Origin of the sequence: Cobetia sp. ICG0124 (genome assembly GCF_004006355.1) — a bacterium.
GTDB classification, from domain to species: domain Bacteria; phylum Pseudomonadota; class Gammaproteobacteria; order Pseudomonadales; family Halomonadaceae; genus Cobetia; species Cobetia marina.
The window spans coordinates 1379002-1397795 of record NZ_CP024893.1 but is presented as its reverse complement, the minus strand read 5'-3'; the positions used below and the strand labels follow the sequence as shown (position 1 = coordinate 1397795).

The 18794-nt window shown below is 62.9% G+C and carries 18 protein-coding genes and 3 pseudogenes; 16 read left to right on the top strand and 5 right to left on the bottom strand.

What is annotated here, in order from left to right:
• Nucleotides 1-46: 46 nt before the first annotated feature.
• The 6 genes and pseudogenes from CU110_RS17570 to tdh all read left to right on the top strand — a co-directional run.
• A pseudogene (locus CU110_RS17570) lies at nt 47-268 on the top strand (BCCT family transporter); the annotation flags it as partial.
• A gap of 94 nt (nt 269-362) precedes the next feature.
• A pseudogene (locus CU110_RS17565) lies at nt 363-530 on the top strand (BCCT family transporter); the annotation flags it as partial.
• A gap of 7 nt (nt 531-537) precedes the next feature.
• Nucleotides 538-663, top strand: a pseudogene (locus CU110_RS17890) (hypothetical protein); the annotation flags it as partial.
• Between the two features lie 175 nt (nt 664-838).
• A complete protein-coding gene (locus tag CU110_RS06415; RefSeq protein ID WP_127735006.1) occupies nt 839-2194 on the top strand; it encodes a BCCT family transporter in 1356 nt (451 codons plus the stop codon).
• An 81-nt stretch (nt 2195-2275) separates the two neighbouring features.
• Entirely contained in the window at nt 2276-3514 is a 1239-nt protein-coding gene (locus CU110_RS06410) for a glycine C-acetyltransferase (RefSeq protein WP_084208398.1), read from the top strand.
• Nucleotides 3511-4536 carry an L-threonine 3-dehydrogenase gene (tdh, locus tag CU110_RS06405; RefSeq protein ID WP_084208397.1) on the top strand — a complete coding sequence of 342 codons (1026 nt, stop codon included), beginning with the start codon at nt 3511-3513 and terminating at the stop codon, nt 4534-4536. The genes CU110_RS06410 and tdh overlap by 4 nt, the downstream gene beginning before the upstream one ends.
• Here tdh and CU110_RS06400 read toward each other — a convergent pair.
• Nucleotides 4490-5485 carry a LysR family transcriptional regulator gene (locus tag CU110_RS06400; protein ID WP_127735004.1) on the bottom strand — a complete coding sequence of 332 codons (996 nt, stop codon included), beginning with the start codon at nt 5483-5485 and terminating at the stop codon, nt 4490-4492. The genes tdh and CU110_RS06400 overlap by 47 nt on opposite strands.
• Nucleotides 5486-5616: 131 nt before the next feature.
• On the opposite strand from CU110_RS06400, the gene CU110_RS06395 reads away from it, so the two are divergent.
• The 4 genes from CU110_RS06395 (at nt 5617) to CU110_RS06380 (ending at nt 7908) form a co-directional block, all read left to right on the top strand.
• Nucleotides 5617-6078 (top strand): DoxX family protein, encoded by a 462-nt coding sequence (locus CU110_RS06395; protein ID WP_084208395.1) that lies wholly within the window; start codon nt 5617-5619, stop codon nt 6076-6078.
• Nucleotides 6079-6127: 49 nt separating this feature from the next.
• Nucleotides 6128-6853 (top strand): pirin family protein, encoded by a 726-nt coding sequence (locus CU110_RS06390; RefSeq protein ID WP_084208394.1) that lies wholly within the window; start codon nt 6128-6130, stop codon nt 6851-6853.
• 111 nt (nt 6854-6964) lie between these two features.
• On the top strand, nt 6965-7195 hold the full coding sequence (locus tag CU110_RS06385; RefSeq protein ID WP_127735001.1) for a YkvA family protein: 231 nt from the start codon (nt 6965-6967) through the stop codon (nt 7193-7195).
• 2 nt (nt 7196-7197) lie between these two features.
• Nucleotides 7198-7908 (top strand): hypothetical protein, encoded by a 711-nt coding sequence (locus tag CU110_RS06380; protein ID WP_127734998.1) that lies wholly within the window; start codon nt 7198-7200, stop codon nt 7906-7908.
• On the opposite strand, the gene CU110_RS06375 is transcribed toward CU110_RS06380, so the two are convergent.
• On the bottom strand, nt 7826-8752 hold the full coding sequence (locus CU110_RS06375; protein ID WP_127734995.1) for a DMT family transporter: 927 nt from the start codon (nt 8750-8752) through the stop codon (nt 7826-7828). The genes CU110_RS06380 and CU110_RS06375 overlap by 83 nt on opposite strands.
• An 11-nt stretch (nt 8753-8763) precedes the next feature.
• Between CU110_RS06375 and CU110_RS06370 the strand changes: the two genes are divergently transcribed.
• Nucleotides 8764-10458 carry an L-lactate permease gene (locus CU110_RS06370; protein ID WP_084208391.1) on the top strand — a complete coding sequence of 565 codons (1695 nt, stop codon included), beginning with the start codon at nt 8764-8766 and terminating at the stop codon, nt 10456-10458.
• Nucleotides 10459-10642: 184 nt separating this feature from the next.
• On the top strand, nt 10643-11539 hold the full coding sequence (locus tag CU110_RS06365; protein ID WP_240665500.1) for a 2OG-Fe(II) oxygenase: 897 nt from the start codon (nt 10643-10645) through the stop codon (nt 11537-11539).
• A gap of 105 nt (nt 11540-11644) precedes the next feature.
• Here CU110_RS06365 and CU110_RS16675 read toward each other — a convergent pair whose 3' ends face one another.
• From CU110_RS16675 to CU110_RS06350, 3 genes are read right to left on the bottom strand one after another with little or no spacing between them, the layout of a single operon-like run.
• Entirely contained in the window at nt 11645-12283 is a 639-nt protein-coding gene (locus CU110_RS16675; protein ID WP_084208389.1) for a cold shock and DUF1294 domain-containing protein, read from the bottom strand.
• A 26-nt stretch (nt 12284-12309) separates the two neighbouring features.
• Entirely contained in the window at nt 12310-12852 is a 543-nt protein-coding gene (locus CU110_RS06355) for a DUF2628 domain-containing protein (RefSeq protein ID WP_127734992.1), read from the bottom strand.
• A complete protein-coding gene (locus CU110_RS06350; protein ID WP_127734989.1) occupies nt 12831-13817 on the bottom strand; it encodes a LysR family transcriptional regulator in 987 nt (328 codons plus the stop codon). The genes CU110_RS06355 and CU110_RS06350 overlap by 22 nt, the downstream gene beginning before the upstream one ends.
• Nucleotides 13818-13945: 128 nt before the next feature.
• Here CU110_RS06350 and CU110_RS06345 point away from each other — a divergent pair, with 128 nt between their 5' ends.
• Genes CU110_RS06345 through CU110_RS16670 form a run of 4 tightly spaced genes read left to right on the top strand, consistent with a single transcriptional unit; the run spans nt 13946 to nt 18792 of the window.
• A complete protein-coding gene (locus CU110_RS06345) occupies nt 13946-14866 on the top strand; it encodes an NAD(P)-dependent oxidoreductase (RefSeq protein WP_084208386.1) in 921 nt (306 codons plus the stop codon).
• A 3-nt stretch (nt 14867-14869) separates the two neighbouring features.
• Complete coding sequence (locus tag CU110_RS06340; RefSeq protein ID WP_240499700.1) at nt 14870-16435, top strand: aldehyde dehydrogenase family protein; 1566 nt, start codon at nt 14870-14872, stop codon at nt 16433-16435.
• Complete coding sequence (locus tag CU110_RS06335; protein WP_084208384.1) at nt 16435-18495, top strand: CocE/NonD family hydrolase; 2061 nt, start codon at nt 16435-16437, stop codon at nt 18493-18495. The genes CU110_RS06340 and CU110_RS06335 overlap by 1 nt, the downstream gene beginning before the upstream one ends.
• The gene (locus CU110_RS16670; protein ID WP_240665499.1) at nt 18496-18792 is read left to right on the top strand and encodes a hypothetical protein; all 297 of its coding nucleotides are present in this window, start codon (nt 18496-18498) and stop codon (nt 18790-18792) included.
• Nucleotides 18793-18794 lie beyond the last annotated feature (2 nt).

Genomic DNA, 18794 nt, shown 5'->3' with positions numbered 1-18794 from the left:
GTCGGCAGCTTCCTGATCGGCGGCCCCACCCTGTGGTTGATCTCGCATGTTCGGCGAGACGTTGCTGGCCTATCTGCGCGACGTGGTGCCGATGGGACTCTGGGTCGCCCAGACCCCGGGCGAGAGCAGCTGGCAGGAAGGCTGGACCATCTTCTACTGGGCCTGGTGGCTGGCCTGGGCCCCGTTCATCGGCCTGTTCATCGCGCGCATCTCCAAGGGGCGCACCCTGCGCGAGTTCATCCTCGGCGTGCTGATCGCCCCACCGCTGATCATCTTCCTCTGGCAGGCGCTGTTCGGCGGTACCGGTCTGCATCAGGAGCTGACGGCCGCCATGGGCCCGGGGACCGGCGAGCTGATGACGCATGGTGCGCAACTGGAACCTGCCGGAAGCCCTGTTCGCCACCGCCGATGCCCTGGCCGGCAACGGCGTGCTGGGAGTCATCCTTTCCTCGCTGTTGATCTTCCTGCTGATCAGCTGGTTCGTGACCAGCTCCGACTCCAGCACCCTGGTGGTCACCACCATCCTGTCGCTGGGCGATGAGGAGCCGCTGGCGCGTCACCGCATCTTCTGGGGCATCTGCATCGGACTCGGTCGCTGCCGGTACCTTGCTGATGGCAGGCGGCCTCAAGGCACTGCAGACCATCCTGATGGCCGCCGCCTTGCCGATGAGCTTCGTGATCGTGGCAATGACGATGGGCCTTTTGGTGGCGCTCTATCAGGAATCCGGCAACGCACTGAAAAGGTTCAAGAAACCCCACGGATTCCGTCTGCGGCCTGGGGGACACAGACTCCGCCAAGGGCAAGTACCTGACCTCGATCGCCACCGTGGCGGTCATCATGCTGCTGATCGGCGCCGCCGCCCTCTTCCCGACGGGATTCCTCGTGGCCCTCGACACCGTCAAGACCTCGGTGATCGGCAATCTCGGCTTCATCTTCACCTGGCCGGCCTTCGCCATCTCGCTGGTGATGGTCGCGGTGTGCTTCACGCCGCTGGGCAAGCTGCGCTTCGGTGAAGGCGAACCGGAATTCCACACCCTGAGCTGGATGGGCATGCTGTTTGCCACCGGCATGGGCATCGGCCTGCTCACCTGGGGCGTGCTGGAACCCAAGTACCATACCGATGCCGGACAGAGCACCGACATGGCACTGCTCAATGCCTTCAATCATTGGGGCCTGCTTGCCTGGGCGGGCTATCTGGCCATCGGCGCGCTGTTCGCGCATGCCATGTACAACATGAAGATGACCAAGCCCGCCGAAGAACTGCTGGGCAATGGCCTGTGGAGCAAGCTCAACCTGGTCAGCCTCGTCGTTTCCACCGTCATCGGCCTGTCGCTGTCCTTCACCTACGCGACCACCCCGATCCAGCAGGGACTGGTCAAGCTGGTCGGCATCGAGTTCAGCCCGACCCTGATCATCAGCGTGCTGGCCGTATGCGCCATCATCTCCTCCGCCTCTGGCCTCAAGCGCGGCATCAAGTGGCTGAGCAACTACAACACCCTGTTCGCCATCATTCTGATGATCGGCGTGCTGGTACTGACCGTCCCCGGCGACATCCTTTCCACCTTCGTGCGTCTGGTGCCGGAATACCTGCTCAAGTACCCGGCGATGGCCACCGACATCGGCCTGGGTGATCCGGAGCGCAAGGCGTGGCTGGCCGACTGGCTGTATGCCTTCGAGGCTGCCTGGTACGGCTGGTTCATCTTCACCGGCGTCTTCGTGGCGCGCATCTCCAAGGGCCGTACCCTGCGTGGCATGGTGCTGGGGGTGATGCTGGTGCCGACTCTGTTCTCGTGCCTGTGGTTCGTGGTGTTCGGTCTCGGCAGTCTCAGCCTGGGCGTCGAGGACGTGTTCAAGCTGATCGATACCATCGATACCACCGGCATCCTCTCGGTGATACTGACGCTCAACATCCTGCTGTTCTTCATCACCAGTGCCGACTCGGCAGGACTGGTCTGCGAGATGCTGACCGTCAAGCGCTCACGCGCCTTCTGGATCATCGCCATGGCCGCCCTGGCCATCGTGGTCAGCTGGCTGGGCGGCGACGTCTACAAGACCCTGCTGAGCCTGATCTCGGTCGCCGCGATACCGGTCGCCTTCGGCATCTTCGCCCTGGTGATCGCCTTCGTGATCCGCGTACGCCGTGATCGCGCCTCCCAGACCATCCCGGCATCGGTGCCACTTACCCAGCGCTGAACAAGTGTGTGTCACCACGTTTCCCCCAGGCGTACAGCGTCCATCGGAAGCGAACAGGATCACGACAGACAGGAGCGACGCATGCCAGCCAGTTTCCACGACCACCTCAGCCGTCAGATCAATGCGCTGCATGAAGAGGGCCTCTACAAGCAGGAGCGCGAGATCACCTCGCCCCAGCGTGCCAGCATCCAGGTTTCCGCCAGTGATGAAGACGAGGGACAAGGCGCCCAGGTCATCAACTTCTGCGCCAACAACTATCTGGGCCTGGCCGATAGCCCCGAGCTGATCGCGGCCGCGCAACAGGCGCTGGAGCGTGATGGCTTCGGCATGGCCTCGGTACGCTTCATCTGCGGCACCCACCACCAGCATCGCGTGCTGGAAAAACGCCTCGCGGCCTTTCTCGGCATGGACGATGCCATCCTCTATTCCTCGTGCTTCGATGCCAATGGTGGCCTGTTCGAGACACTCTTCGGCCCTGAAGACGCCATCATTTCCGATGCGCTCAACCACGCCTCCATCATCGATGGCGTGCGCCTGTGCAAGGCAAGCCGCTATCGCTATGCCAACAATGACATGAGTGAACTCGAGGCCCGCCTCAAGGAGGCGGACGCGGCTGGCGCACGCTTCAAGCTGATCGCCACCGATGGTGTCTTCTCAATGGATGGCGTGATCGCCAATCTCAAGGGCATCTGCGAGCTCGCCCGCCGCTACGACGCGCTGGTGATGGTGGATGACTCCCACGCCACCGGCTTCGTCGGCGACAACGGGCGTGGCAGCCACGAATATCATGACGTGATGGATCAGATCGACATCATCACCACCACCTTCGGCAAGGCGCTGGGCGGTGCCTCGGGAGGCGTGACGGCCGCACGCGGGCCCATCGTCGAGTGGCTGCGCCAGCGCTCTCGCCCCTATCTGTTCTCCAACTCGCTGGCACCGCCCATCGTGGCGGCGACCCTCAAGGCGCTGGACAGAATCGAGGACAGCGCCGAGCCGCGCCGTAAGCTGTGGGAGAACGTCGAACGCTTTCGCACCGGCATGCAGGCCGCCGGCTTCACCCTCGCGGGCGCCGGCCACGCCATCATTCCGGTGATGATCGGCGATGCACGCCTGGCAGGTGACTTCGCCAATCGGCTGCTGGAGGCCGGCATCTACGTGATCGGGTTTTCCTATCCGGTGGTGCCCAGGGGACAAGCGCGCATTCGCACCCAGCTCTCGGCGGCGCATACCCCGGAGCAGATCGACACGGCCGTCTCGGCCTTCACGCGCATCGGCCGCGAGATGGGCGTGATCGGGTCTGCGACGGGAGGTGATGCATGAAGGCGCTGGCCAAGCTCAAGCCCGAACCCGGCATCTGGATGACCGAGACGGCCGTGCCGGAAATCGGCCACAACGATGTGCTGATCAAGATCCGCAAGACCGCGATCTGCGGCACGGACATGCACATCTATCAGTGGGATGAGTGGTCACAGGCGACCGTGCCGGTGCCGATGGTCACCGGTCATGAGTATGCGGGGGAAATCGTCGCGCTGGGCAGCGAGGTGCGGGGTTACGAGATCGGTGATCGGGTCTCCGGCGAAGGGCACATTACCTGCGGCCATTGCCGCAACTGTCGCGCGGGGCGTCGCCATCTGTGCCGCAATACCGAGGGTGTGGGCGTCAACCGTCCGGGTGCCTTCGCCGAATACCTCGCCCTGCCCGCCTACAACCTCTTCAAGCTGCCGGATGAGATCAGCGATGACCTGGCGGCCATCTTCGACCCCTTCGGCAATGCCGTGCATACGGCGCTGGCCTTCGATGTGGTCGGCGAGGACGTGTTGATCACCGGTGCCGGGCCCATCGGCATCATGGCGGCGGCGGTCATCCGCCATATCGGGGCTCGCCACGTGGTGATCACCGACGTGAATGACTATCGACTGGCACTGGCCGAGCGGATGGGCGCGACCCGCACCGTCAATGTCAGCCGCGAATCCCTGAAGGAGGTGATGGCGGAGCTCGGCATGCATGAGGGCTTCGATGTAGTGCTGGAGATGTCCGGCGTGCCGTCAGCCGTCGGTCAGATGCTCGATGTCATCAACCACGGCGGCAAGATCGCCATGCTGGGCATTCCCCCCGGCGAGATGGCCATCGACTGGACCAAGGTCATCTTCAAGGGGCTGACCATCAAGGGCATCTATGGCCGTGAGATGTTCGAGACCTGGTACAAGATGGCCAGCCTGATCCAGTCAGGGCTGGATCTCTCGCCCATCATCACGCATCGATTGCGCGTCGATGACTTCCAGCAGGGCTTCGAGATCATGGGCTCCGGTCAGTCGGGCAAGGTGGTGCTCGACTGGGACTGAGGGCGTTTGCTCGATGGCTCCCCGCCGTCAGCGCCTCGCGGGGCAACAGCCCGAAGGCCTCGCCCATGCCGGGAGCCGAGAGACGCTGGAGAATCCATTTGAGCGCCTTGCCCTGACGGCCACTGCGCCAGGCAAGGGAGAGATCGATCGGCGCACGATCCGTCTCCAGTGGCAGCACCGTGAGACTGCCGTCTTCCAGTGATTGACGAATCCGGTGCAACGGCAGATAGCCGACACCAAGCCCCCTGCGCTGGACGTCTATCTTCTGCGCTGTGGTCTTGACGATGATCTCACTGCGACCATCCAGCAACCCCGAAGAGCGCCCGGGCAAGCTGCGCGAACTGTCGGCCACGATGACGGTGGGATAGTCACGCAGGGCGTCGGCGGACAGCGGCTGTGGCAGATGCGTCAGCGGATGGTCGGCTGCCACGGCGAAGACCGGCTCGATCGCCCCGAGCACTCGGCTCGACAACCCCGATACCGGTGCCTCGCCGGGCGCTCCGATCACCAGATCACAGCGGTTGTCATGCAACGCTTCCCAGGCGCCCCCCATCACCTCCTCCCCCAGTACCACCCGGGTACGCGGCTGGATGGCCTGAAATTCCTCCAACAGCGGATAGAGCGCGTCCGGATCAAGAATGGTATCGACGCAGATACGCAGCTCGACCTCCCAGCCCGCCCCCGCCTGACGCGCCAGCGCCGTCATCTCATCGGTGGCCAGCAGAATGCGTCGCCCATGCTCCAGCACCAGGCGTCCGGCATCGGTCAGTTCGGCCTTGCGGCGCGAACGGTCGAACAGCGGCACGCCCAGCTCTTCCTCCAGCTTCTGCACCGAGTAGGAAATCGCCGAGGGCACGCGGTGCAGTGTCTCGGCGGCTGCGGCGAAACTGCCACGTCGGTCAATGGCATCCAGTACGCGCAGCGCGTCCAGCGTGATGGGTGAGACCATGGTTCAAAAATTCTGATCAATCAGACCAGAATCCTCCGTTATTTTTCTGTGACACCGCATTTTATAGTAGCGCCATCGATCAGACACACTGATTTGAAAATCCACCCCTTACCTGATCCCTGGAGCCACTCATGTTCAAGTCCGCCCTCTCTCGCCTGATGTCCACTGACACGAGCCTCGCAAGCCTGGTGCTGCGCGTGCCCACCGGCATCATCTTCATGGCCCACGGGTCACAGAAACTGTTCGGCGCCTTCGGCGGCTATGGCCTGGAAGGCACGGGGCAGTGGATGGCCTCCATGGGCATCGAGCCCGGCTACCTGATGGCACTGTTGTCCGGCAGCGGTGAATTCTTCGGCGGACTGGCCATTCTCATCGGCCTGCTGACGCGCCCGGCAGCTGCCGTGCTGGTCTTCACGATGCTGATCGCCATCCTGACCGTGCATATCGGCAATGGCTTGTTCATGAGCAACAACGGCTTCGAGTACGCGCTGGCCCTGTTGACCATCGCGGCCAGCCTCATGATCACCGGCGGCGGCAAGCTGTCCCTTGATCGGGTACTGCAACCGGGCAGCAACGCCGTGCGCGAAGACTGAAGCCTGCTTCACTCACCGGCAGACACCACGACACTCTGAGGAGGTTGCCATGTTCACGTTACGTCCAGCGGCAGAACGCGGTCATGCTCGATTTGGCTGGCTGGAGAGCCGCCACAGCTTTTCCTTCGCCAGCTACTATGACCCGAATCACATGGGCGTCTCCGTACTGCGCGTGCTCAATGATGACACCGTGGCACCCGGCGCAGGCTTCGAGACGCATCCGCACCGTGACATGGAAATCATCAGCTATGTGCTGCAAGGCAGCATCGAGCATCGTGACACCATGGGCTCACATCGCACCCTGGGAGTGGGCGAAGTCCAGCTGATGAGTGCCGGCAGCGGCATCGAGCACAGCGAGTACAATCCCTCGACTCGCCAGCCACTGCATTTCCTGCAGATCTGGATCACCCCGGATGCCAGGGGCCTGACGCCGCGCTATCAGCAGCAACCCTTCACGGCACGCGAGGGACTCGACCTGTTGATCGCCCCGCCACAAGAGGCCGTGGACGGCATCCTGTCCATCAATCAGGATGCCCGGATGTATCGCATCGGCCTGCAAGGGGATGACGAGCAGCCCACAGCACTGGAACTGCCACTGGACGCAAAGCGCCGCTACTACCTGCACGTCATCGACGGGACGGCAACACTGAAGGGTAAGGATCAGCAGAGCCTGCCCCTGTCCGCGGGGGATGCCGTCACGCTGGATCATGAACCCGAGGCCACTCTCGCTGAGGCGCGAGGTCTGCATGCGCTGCTGTTCGACCTGCCCGCTTGAGCTGAGCCCCTCACGGCCCACGCCTCCGAGTACAGCGAGGAAGGTTTCTGGCACAAGGTCTCGTCGGTCGCCCGCAAGGCCGGCCAGACAGCACTCAATCCCGCCCTGCGCATGTACTTCGCGGCGCAGGATTCCGATACCCCTGTCTGGGCCAGAACCACCATCTATGGCGCGCTGGGCTACTTCATTTCCCCCATCGATGCCCTGCCGGACTTCACCCCCCTGCTAGGTTACACCGACGACATCACCTTGATGGCGGGCGCGGTGGCCATCGTGGCGGCCCATATCAAGCCGGAACATCGCGCACGCGCGGACAAGGTGCTCAAGCGCTGGTTCGATTGACCATGACAATGTTGAAATTCGCCACGGCAGGTCTCGCGCTGCTGCTGATGACCGGTTGCGCCTCGCGTGCCGAGATCGATATGCCCAACATTCAGCCGGTGCAGTCTCTGGCCTATGAACACAAGACGTTCTACCCCGACATCTATTACAGCCAGCCTCAGGCCAATCTGTTCTCGGGTGCCGCGACCCAGGCCATGCGCCCACTGGGCAGCGTGAAACTGCCGCGCGCCTCTTCACCGCCCATGAAGAATTTCGACCTGCTGCTGCGCGAACAGTTACCCAGCACCTCGGTAATCACGCATGATGCCCGCGAGAAGGACTATCGCCTCAAGGTCGAGATTCAGGCCCACGAGAACCGTGGCCCCGTCTATCTCGACTATCTGATGGCAAAGAACCTGCCGATGAATCTGCTCACCTTCGGCATCGCCAATGAAGACTTCGATGTGATTGCCGATTTCGAGGTGGTGTACTGCCTCTATGACAAGGATGAGCAACTCCTCTATCGCAAGAATTACACGGTCAAGGACTCCGTACCTCATCAGACCGGCAACTTTGATCTCGGGGATCGCATGCTGATGCCTGCCCGCGACATGATGAAGAAATACCTTCAGCTGACGATGAATGACTTCTTCATCCAGGCCAGCCAACCCGCAAGCCCAACGGCAGGCGAAGCAATACCTCAGGGCCATTCTGCGCCAGGCTCAGGGTCGTGATCGCCACGAGAATCAGCGCCATCCCTGCCAGCTGCATCATGTCCATGCCTTCTCCCAACACGAACACCCCGAACAAGGTGGCCGTGATCGGTTCTATCATGGCGATGATGGAAGCCACCGACGGCAAGGTATTCTTCAGGCCGATCACATAGCAATAGAAGGAGAACCCTCCCCCCACCAGGCCGAATACCAGAATCAGCCACAGTTCATCGGCGAAGGGGACCGCCACTGCCTGTGAAAGATTCGTCAACGGCAACATCACCAGACTGCTCACGCCCAACGCGATGGCCAATACCCCTGGGGTGCTGCCATGACGCGTGGCTGACTTGAAGGCAAAGATGAAGATGGCGTATGACACACCCGCCAGAAGTCCGAACAGGACACCCAGGGGAGTCACCTTGCCACTCCCGGATTGCAGCACCCCCGTCAGCAGTACGATGCCGATCATCACACCGACGATGGAAATCAGCTTCACTGGTGTCGGGCGTTCCACCCGGGCCAGGAATGACGTGATATAGACGAAAATCGGCGCGCTATACATGAGAGTCGCGGCAACGGCGACACCACTCATGCTGACACTCGTGAAATAGAACATGAAGTTGCCGGCGACCCCTACCCCCGCCAGCAGCGACCACCCCATCAACGCGAGCGGTTTCCTGGCCGGCACCTTGTGGTAGCCCAGCAATACCATCCAGGCCAGCATGCAGATGAACCCGACAAGGGCACGCCAGAAGGAAATGACTTCAGCCTCCCAGCCCCAGGACATCAGCAAGCTGCCAATCCCACCTGTCAGCCCCCATTGAAAAGCGGCCAATACGACCAACACACTACCCAGTTTTGCCATTCATGCTCCACATGAATGCATCATGGATGGCGCTTCTGGCGTTCACGCCATTGATACTGGCTGGTATCTTGCTGATAGGGTTCAGAATCCCTGCCCGCATTGCCATGCCCATCGTCTTCGTGGTCACGGCCCTGATCGCCCTGCTTGCCTGGGACATGACCTTCACACGCGTCATGGCCTCATCGTTGCAGGGCTTGATACTGACGGTGGCGATCCTGTGGATCATCTTCGGTGCCCTGCTGCTGCTCAATACGCTCAAGCACTCCGGCGGCATTGCCGCGATCCGCAATGGCTTCTCCGGCATCAGCCCGGACCGGCGAGTACAGGCCATCATCGTCGCCTGGCTGTTCGGTTGCTTCATCGAGGGTGCCTCAGGCTTCGGCACACCCGCTGCCGTCGCTGCCCCCTTGATGGTGGCACTGGGCTTCCCGGCACTGGCCGCCGTCGTGGTCGGCATGATGGTGCAATCCACTCCGGTCTCCTTCGGTGCTGTCGGCACCCCCATCGTCGTCGGTGTCTCGGGAGGACTCGACAAGGCTGGCGTCAGTGACGCTCTGGCCGCGAACGGGTCAAGCTGGGACAGCTACTTCCAGTTGATCACCTCGGAAGTCGCCATTACCCACGGCATCATCGGTATCTGCATGCCACTCATCATGGTGGCGGTGATGGTCCGCTACTTCGGGGCCAATCGCTCCTGGCGCGAGGGACTCGAAGTCGCTCCCTTCGCGCTGTTCGCGGGTATCTGCTTCGTGGTGCCCTATGTACTGGCCGGCCTGCTGCTCGGGCCGGAATTCCCCTCGATGATCGGCGCCATGGTGGGCCTCGCCATCGTGGTACCCGCGGCGCGCAAGGGCTTTCTGCTGCCCAGCCGGACCTGGGACTTCCCGAACGCTGACCACTGGCCCGAGGAATGGGTGGGCAAGCTGGACATGACGCTGGAGCCCGTCGAGGGCCGCACGCCGCTCTCGGTCGGCATGGGCTGGCTGCCCTACGTACTGCTGGCAGTGCTGCTGGTGATGTCCCGCGTCATCGAGCCGCTCAAGGAAGCGCTGACCTCCTTGAGCTTCGGCTGGAGCGGTATCCTGGGCGAGAGTGACATCTCCGGCAGTCTGCAACCACTGTATCTGCCCGGCGGTATCCTGGTGATCGTGGTGCTGCTGACCGTCGTGCTGCACCGCATGCGCATGCAGGATGTCAGTGCCGCCGTCACGGAATCCAGCCGCACGATTCTGGGCGCAGGCTTCGTGCTGCTGTTCACGATCCCCATGGTGCGCATCCTGATCAACTCCGGCGTGAACGAGGCAGATCTGGTCTCGATGCCGGTGGCCATGGCGCAGTTCATCGCTGACAGCGTGGGCGACATCTATCCGCTGTTCGCCCCCAGCGTCGGGGCCCTCGGGGCCTTCATCGCCGGCTCCAACACCGTCTCCAATCTGATGCTGGCGGATTTCCAGTTCAATGTGGCAGGCGCGCTGGGCATCTCCAGCGCCATGATGGTCGCCCTCCAGGCCGTCGGCGCGGCTGCCGGCAACATGATCGCCATCCACAACGTGGTCGCCGCCTCGGCGACCGTCGGGCTACTGGGGCGTGAAGGCATCACCCTGCGCAAGACGATCCTGCCGACGCTCTACTACGTGATCTTCGCCGGCATCATCGGCATGATCGCCTTCCATGGCCTGGGCGTGGTGGATGGCTTGATGCGCTGACAGAGCGCCACGTATCACTGTGACATACGACAGCAGGCCCGCATTGTGTGCGGGCCTGCTGTCGTACGGAGATCATCAATAGAATATTGAATGTGTTTACTCCAGGGGCCTGTTTATCAACAAGACACGGCGTAATAAATTGCCCCATATCACCGAAACGGCAGCCTTATTACAGCAGACCCGCTTGCAGCAAGCCCGCGAGCTCGAACTGCCTTCCCGCGAAGCCATGCTGCGGCGCGCCCCCTCCGTCCAGCAATTCTGGGACAGCCACCGTCAACTGCTGAGTGACGCCTGGCGTGAATGGGAAGCCGTTGAGCAAGACGACCTCGCCATCCTCGACAGTGGATTGATCGACAAGGCGCTGCGCACTGCCGTCAAGCAGGCGTGGGAGAATCCCGAGCGCGAGACGGACGTCAAGGCGCTGATGACAGAAGTCGCTACTGACGTCTATCAGTTCCAGCTCTTCGATGTCGAGCGCATTGCTGATTTGCGCAACCTGCTGGAAAAGGCATGGGATGCCGGTATTCCGCTGCGCCCGCCCTACGGCATCGTGCTCAATCGGCGCGGCGCCATGCTCGACCGTCGCTCACAGGGCTATCTGGCGGCACCGAGTTTCCAGGCGTTCTATCAGCAGCTGCTGGATACCTACATGCGTCCGATCTCGCGGCTGCTGTTCCCGGAAATCATCGGCTACGACAGCCAGTCCTTCGGCTTCTCGATCCACTATCAGCCCACCACGGACGCCTCGATTCGGCCGCATACTGATGCCTCGTCCGTGACCCTCAACATCAACATGAACCTGCCCGACGAGACCTTCGAGGGCTCTGAACTGGATGTTCTGGACGCCGCGAGCGGAGACGCAGTGCGCTTCTCGTTCACGCCCGGCTCGGCCATGCTGCATCGCGGTAATGTGCCGCATGCCGCGCAGCCGATCACTAGCGGCCAGCGCTCCAACATGGTGCTGTGGCTGTATGGTGAGCGAGGCCAGATACCGCCACAGGGCGCGCAACGTCGGGCGATACCTGCCAGAGAGCGCTGGGTCGCCACAAGCGCCGAACAGGATGATTACGCACCGTTCTGATGGCGTTCTGATGGCACACGCCAGTAAGCAAAAACGACAAAGGGGGCCTGGTTCAGGCCCCCTTTGTCGTTGTCATGCGATCGATAACGCCGCTCAATCATCCGTTCATGACCACCTGATCATGGCCTCGCCTGCCATGACGGGAAAGCCGAGCAGGTCACGAAGGGTCGCGGCATCCGGCGAGAGCGTCAGCCAGCTCACGGCCGCGATATTGATCAACACCACACACCAGAACACGAGCCGGTAGCTTGTCTTGCGCGTCTTGTGGCGCAGGCTCTGCTGGGCGATCAGCGCGCCCGGCCATCCACACAGCAGCTCCATGAAGTGCAATTTCCCCTCGGACACGCGCCACTCCCCTGATGTCGCGGCCTGCTTGTCGATTCGATAGGCCAGATACGTCACCAGACTCATGCCCAGATACGCCACTGGCAACATCCAGGGCAGACGCCCCTGCTGCCAGCCTGCCCCGAGCACGACCATCACGGCCAGCAGCATCAACCATGCAAGCCCCACTCCAGCAGAAGTAGTGGAAGCCCCTGCCCCAAACGTGCGAAAGCGTGTGGCACGTGGGCGATCGTTCTCATCCATGCCCAACTGATACTGCACCTGCGCACTGGCTTTCGGCCGCCCGCGCCCCTGGTACGCACTGATGTGGGCAAAGACATCCTTGCCCCCCGACTCAGGCGTGATGAAACCGAAGCCCTTGTCATCGTTCCAGCGCGTCAATCGTCCTTGAAGGTTCATCGTCTCATCTCTTTCTGTTCCGGCCCTTAGCCGATGAAGGTACCAGAGGTGTTGCCGCCGCCCTTGCCACCGGCGTCACCGCCACCATCACCGTTATCGTCATCATCCCTGCCATCATTACGGTCGCGCCTGTTTTCCTGCTCATCACGGTGATCCACGGGGAGGTCCTGCTCGTGAGTGCCGCGTTGTTCATAATCACGGATATCGGCAGCAGAGGCTTTCTGCGAGTTGGCATGTACGGCCAGTGCATCATCGGGATTGCGCGCCGAGACCTGTGCCTGCTCTTGATAGCCCTGGGTTTCCAGCAGGCTCGCGTACCACTGATTGCCCTTCATGCTGATGGTCAGGTTCAGCCCCAGGAACAGGACATTGGAAATCAGCTGCCCTTCCATCGTCGCGGGAATGAAGACCGAGCTGAGCACGATGAAGCCGAACAGGCTCGCCGCCAGCAACCACATGCGCTTGTAGAGTGCCCAGAACAGGCCGAAGAAGAAGGCCGGCCAGGACCAGCCGATCTTGACGGCACGCGTCCCGTGTTCGGGGTGCGTCAGAATACGAAATGAAGCCATCGAGGGAATCCTTGTCTGTGATGCCGAGCAGGCCGCGGGCTGCACGAGGCTCGGAAGGCCGTCATGTCCTCGCGCAGCAGGCCAAGCAGTCGATCGGCACCGACGCTCAGTTGCCGACCCAGTCGACTGATCAGTTGCACATGCGGCGTGATGAAAGGCGCTTCCTGAAGCGACAGTCGACATAGCCTGCCCGCTGCCACTTCTTCACTGACCACGAAATCCGGCAGCAGGGTCACGCCGCCCTGCAGCGCGAACTGCTTGAGCATCGCCAGCGCGTTGCAGGTGAGCGTCGGGCTCAGCATCACCCCGGCCTGATGCTCCGCCTGCGCGACGATCTGGCGAATACCGAACGACACCTCCGGCAGCGCCAGGGCATATCCGTCGAGCGCCGCCAGCGACAGTGGCTCGGGCACAGCCGCCGTCGCCTGACGCGCCAGAGGATGCGCCGGATTGACCACCGCGCACACCGGCTGAGGGCGCGAGACGTGCGCGCGAATCCTTGGATCACTTGCCGGATGGAACACCAGCCCCAGATGCGCCTCGTCCTCGACGACCTGACGGATCACCTCATTGCTGCCACATAGATTCACCTTGAGCTCGATGCCCGGATAACGCGCGGAAAAACGGCTCAAGGGCCCTGCCAGTCCCTCGATGAAGCCCTCACCGATGGCCAGTACCAATGAGCCACTCTGCAGCCCCTTCAATGACTGCAACGACTCCAGCAGCACCTCCTGCTGCGCCAGACGCTGACGGTAGTACTCCAGCACCCGCTCGCCGGCTTCCGTCGGCTTGACCCCACGTCGATGACGCTCAAGCAGCGGCATGCCCAGCTCATGCTCCAGCTGGGTGATCTGCCGGCTGACCGCAGACGGTGCCACATTCAGGAAATCCGCCGCTGCCCGCACGCTGCCCAGTCTGGCGGCCTCGTGGAAATGACTGATACGTCGTTCCTGCACCAGACTCATCACGCCCCCAGCATTGCCTTGAAGGCAACATTAAAGTGAATTTCGGATTATTGCTGGAACACAGAAGCGCTGTCCATACTCGAGTCACCGGATGACCATCCCCCTTTCACCACGACAGGAATCACACAATGACAACAACCGTCGGTGTCATCGGACTGGGCAACATGGGTGGCGGCATGGCCGCCACACTTGCTCGCCATGACTTCCCCGTCTTCGGATTCGATCTCTCACAGGCTGCGCGTGACAAAGCTGCCGCGGCAGGTGTCACGCCGGTCAATTCACTGGCAGAGCTGCTGGACAGGATCGATATCGTGATCCTGTCATTGCCCAAGGCAGAGCATGTAGAGCAGCTATGTCTGGGCAAGGAAGGCGCACAGGAAGAGGATCAAGACGCCACCCGTCTGCTGACGCAGGGCAAGCCCGGCCTGATCGTGATCGACACCACTACCTCGACTCCCGAGACCAGCCGCAAGGTCGCGGCGGCGCTGGCGACACGCGACATCGACTTCATCGACGCCCCGGTATCCGGCGGCCCCAAGGGCGCGGCGAGTGGCAGCATGTCGATGGTGATCGGTGCCGAAGAGGAAGTGCTGGCACGCGCCATGCCGGTGCTGGAAGCCATGAGCGGCAGCCGCGTGCACGTTGGCCGCTGTGGGGCGGGCAACGTCGCCAAGATCGCCAACAACATGCTGGCGGCCTGTCATCTGATCAGCACGGCGGAGGCCGTCTCCATGGCCGCCAGGGCGGGTGTCTCCCCAGAAAAGTTGCTGGAAGGCGTGAATGCGGGCTCGGGACGTAGCGGCGCAAGCCAGGTGATGTTCCCCAGCTGGGTGATCAACAAGGCCTACGATTCCGGCTTCACCATGGGCCTGATGCGCAAGGATGTCGGGCTGGCCAGTGATCTGACGGCAGAACTGGGGCTGGCGCTTCCGCTCTCCAGTACCGTCGCAAAGCTCTGGGACGAGAGCAGTGCGACGCTGGATGACAACGAAGACTTCTGCGCCATCGTGCAACGCACCGACCCGACCCTCTTTGGCCACGGAGAATAAGCCATGCTGACCCAGGACATGACCCCGACCTCCCCGATTGCTCAGCGCATCGCCGAGCTGATGCAGGCGTTTCAGAGCAGCAGCCAATCTCATGACGACAGTTTTGTCGTCAGCAGCCTGATCGGCGGAGAGTTCGTCACCGGCACGGGTGACGCCATCGAGGTACGCAACGCCCATGATGACAGTCTGATGCTGTCCTTCCCGGATGCCGATGCGTCTCAGGTCGCGCTGGCCAATGCCGCCACGCGCCAGGCGCAACCGCAGTGGGCTGCCATGACCGCCCAGGCGCGTGGGCGCGTCATCTACCAGATAGGCAGCCTGATTCGTGAGCAGGCCGAGACACTGGCCGAGCTCGAGGCGCTGAGCGCCAACAAGCCGATTCGCGATGCGCGTGTCGAGGTGGCCAAGGTCGCCGAGATGTTCGAGTACTACGCGGGCTGGGCGGACAAGCTGCACGGCGAGGTGATTCCGGTCCCGACTTCACACCTCAACTACGTGACCTATGAGCCGCTGGGCACCGTGCTGCAGATCACGCCGTGGAACGCGCCGATCTTCACCGCCGGCTGGCAGATCGCCCCGGCCATCACCGCCGGCAATGCGGTGATTCTCAAGCCCTCGGAGCTGACGGCGCTGTCCTCGCTGGCACTCGGTGTGTTGATCGAGCGCGCCGGCGTGCCGCGTGGGCTGGTCAACGTCATCGCAGGCTACGGCCATACCATTGGCCAGGCATTCATCGCCGAGGGCGATATCCGCAAGGTGGTGTTCGTCGGCTCCCCCGCCACCGGCCGCCATATCGCCACCGCCGCGGCGCAGCGCTGCATTCCCTGCGTGCTGGAGCTGGGCGGCAAGTCGGCCAATATCGTCTTCGAGGATGCCGATCTCGAGGTGGCACTGCGCGGCGCTCAGGCGGCCATCTTCTCCGGCGCTGGTCAGAGCTGCGTGTCGGGTTCGCGCCTGCTGGTACAGGCCTCGATCTACGAGAAGTTCACCAGCGCGCTGGCCGAGGCTGCCACGCAATTCACGCTCGGTGATCCGCAGGACCCGGCGACCCAGATCGGCCCGATCAACAACGCCAAGCAATACCAGCATGTGACGTCGATGCTGGCTGGTGCTCTTGAAGACGGCGCTCGCCTGGCGGATGGCTCAGCAGACCCCATCCCGGACACCGGCGGCTATCATGTCGCGCCGACGGTGCTGCTGGGCGACAACGCCATGAGCTGCGCGCAGGAGGAGATCTTCGGCCCGGTCGTGGTCGCCATACCGTTCGAGGAGGAAGCCGACGCCATCCGCATCGCCAATGACAGTCGCTTCGGGCTGGCCGGTGCCGTCTGGACGCGTGATGTCGGGCGCGCCCACCGCGTGGCGCGTCAGGTGCGCGCGGGTACCTTCTGGGTCAATGGCTACAAGACCATTCACGTCAGCTCCCCCTTCGGGGGCTACGGCGAGAGTGGCTATGGCCGCTCCTCCGGGCTGGATGCGCTGCGCGAATACAGCGAAGTGAAGAGCGTGTGGGTCGAGACCGCCGCCGAACCGGCCGCCAGCTTCGGTTACGGTGCCAGCCTAGAATAATGCAGGTCAAGACCGACTTCCCGTATCCCGTCCGCGAAATCGAACACATGCTGATTCCGCTCTCGGACGGCACCCGACTGGCCGCGCGCATCTGGCTGCCGGAAGGGGCGGAACAGGCGCCGGTACCGGCCATTCTCGAATACCTGCCCTACCGCAAGAGTGACGGCACCGCCCCGCGCGATGCGCTCACCCACCCGTACTTCGCTGGCCACGGCTATGCCTCAGTGCGCGTCGACATGCGCGGCAATGGCGAGTCTGATGGACTGATGGAAGATGAATATCTGCCGCTGGAGCAGTCCGATGCGCTGGAGGTGATCGACTGGATCGCCAATCAGCCGTGGTGTACCGGCAAGCTCGGCATGATGGGCATCTCCTGGGGCGGCTTCAATTCGCTGCAGCTGGCGGCGCACAAGCCGGAACCGCTCAAGGCCATCATCACCCTCTGCTCCACCGATGACCGCTACACCGATGACATCCACTATAAGGGCGGGTGCCTTCTCAACGAGAACCTGGCCTGGGCCGCCACCATGCTCAGCTTCTCCGCGGCCCCGCCGGACCCGCGTCTGGTGGGTGATGAGTGGCGCGCCATGTGGCAGGAGCGTCTCGACGAGATGCCGCTGCTGGCCGAGACCTGGCTGTCGCATCAGCACCGCGACGAGTACTGGAAACAGGGTTCCATCAACACCAATTACGCCGATATCGAAGCGGCGGTCTATACCATCGGTGGCTGGGGAGATGCCTACAAGAACACCGTCGGGCGGATGATGGAAAACCTGAGCTGCCCGCGCAAGGCGCTGATCGGCCCGTGGATTCACAAGTATCCGCACTTCGCGGTGCCCAATCCGGCCATCGGCTTCCTGCAGGAAGCGCTGCGCTGGTGGGACCACTGGCTGAAGGGTGAGGAAAACGGCGTGATGGACGAGCCGTCCGCCACCTTCTACCTGCAGGACTCCCTGCCGCCGAAGACGATGTATGCCGAGCGTCCGGGGCGTTGGGTGCAGACGGATGGCTGGCCGGCCAGCGATGTCAAGATGCATCAGATGTCTCTGAGCGAGTCAGGCCTGAGCGACAATGCACGCCAGGGCCAGCAGCCACTGGCCAGGCCGGTCGTGGTGGATTCCCCGCTCACTGCTGGCCGTCATCAGGGCGAGTACTGCGCCATCTGGTTCGGGCCTGACCTGCCGGCTGACCAGCGTCTCGATGATGCGCTGGCCGTGTGCTTTGACAGTGAACCGCTCGAAGCGCCGCTGGATATCCTCGGCAAGCCCAAGGTCACGCTGACGCTGGCCAGTGACCAGGCCTGCGGCCAGCTGGCAGTGCGCCTGAGTGACGTGCAGCCGGATGGTCAGGTCGCACGCATCACCTACGGCGTGCTCAACCTCACCCTGCGCGATCACGACAATCCGCAGACACTGGTACCGGGCGAGCCCATCGAGGTCGAGCTTGAACTGGACATGGCGGGCTACCGGATTCCGGCCGGCCACCGTCTGCGCGTGGCGCTCGCGACCGCCAACTTCCCGATGGTATGGCCGGCGGCCAGGCGTGCGGCACTGACCCTGCAGCCGGGCCTGCAGTCACTCGCGCTGCCGGTCTTCACCGGCGAGGCCGTGGCCAATCCCTTCGAGGCACCGGAGTCCGCGCCACCGGCCAACATCAGCGAGCAGCGCGAGGCCAAGCCCAGCCGGAGCGTGGTCGAGGACGTGGCGACCGGAGAAATCACTACCATCGTCGCGGATGACCTGGGGGCGATGACCTTCGAGGATACCGGCATGCGTGTCGAGCATCGCTGCACCGAGCGCTATACCACGCATCCGGAAGACGCCGATCGCACGCGTGCCGAGATCGTCTGGCACTACCGCGCCGGACGCGATCAGCACGGGCGCGACACGGCGCTGGGCGAGACCACCCCGGGCCAGTTCGACATCCGTGTCGAGAGTCACTACCGCATGCGCTGTGATGCCGAGAACTTCTATCTCGAAGCCGAACAGATCGCCTGGGAAGATGACAGGGAAGTCCATCGTCGTGACTGGCAGCGCACGGTGCCGAGAACCGCGGTGTAAGTGAGAGCGCTGCTGCCAGGCAGCAAGCTCCGCCGTCAGATAGGGCATGAAGCGCTGCCCCTGACGCGAGACGGGATGAAAACGCGAGGTGACCAGCGCGACATCCAGGTTGATGGTCGGCGCGAATGGCACCACGCGCAGCTGGCAATCGCGCCGCGCCAGCATCGCCTCCGCCGTCACCGGATCGATCAAGGCAATGCCTATCCCTTCATTGACAAGCATCGCGACCGAGGGAAACAGATGCGTCTCGATGCTTGCCTGCAGCGTCATGCCTGCCTGCTGAAAGGCACGCGCTAGCT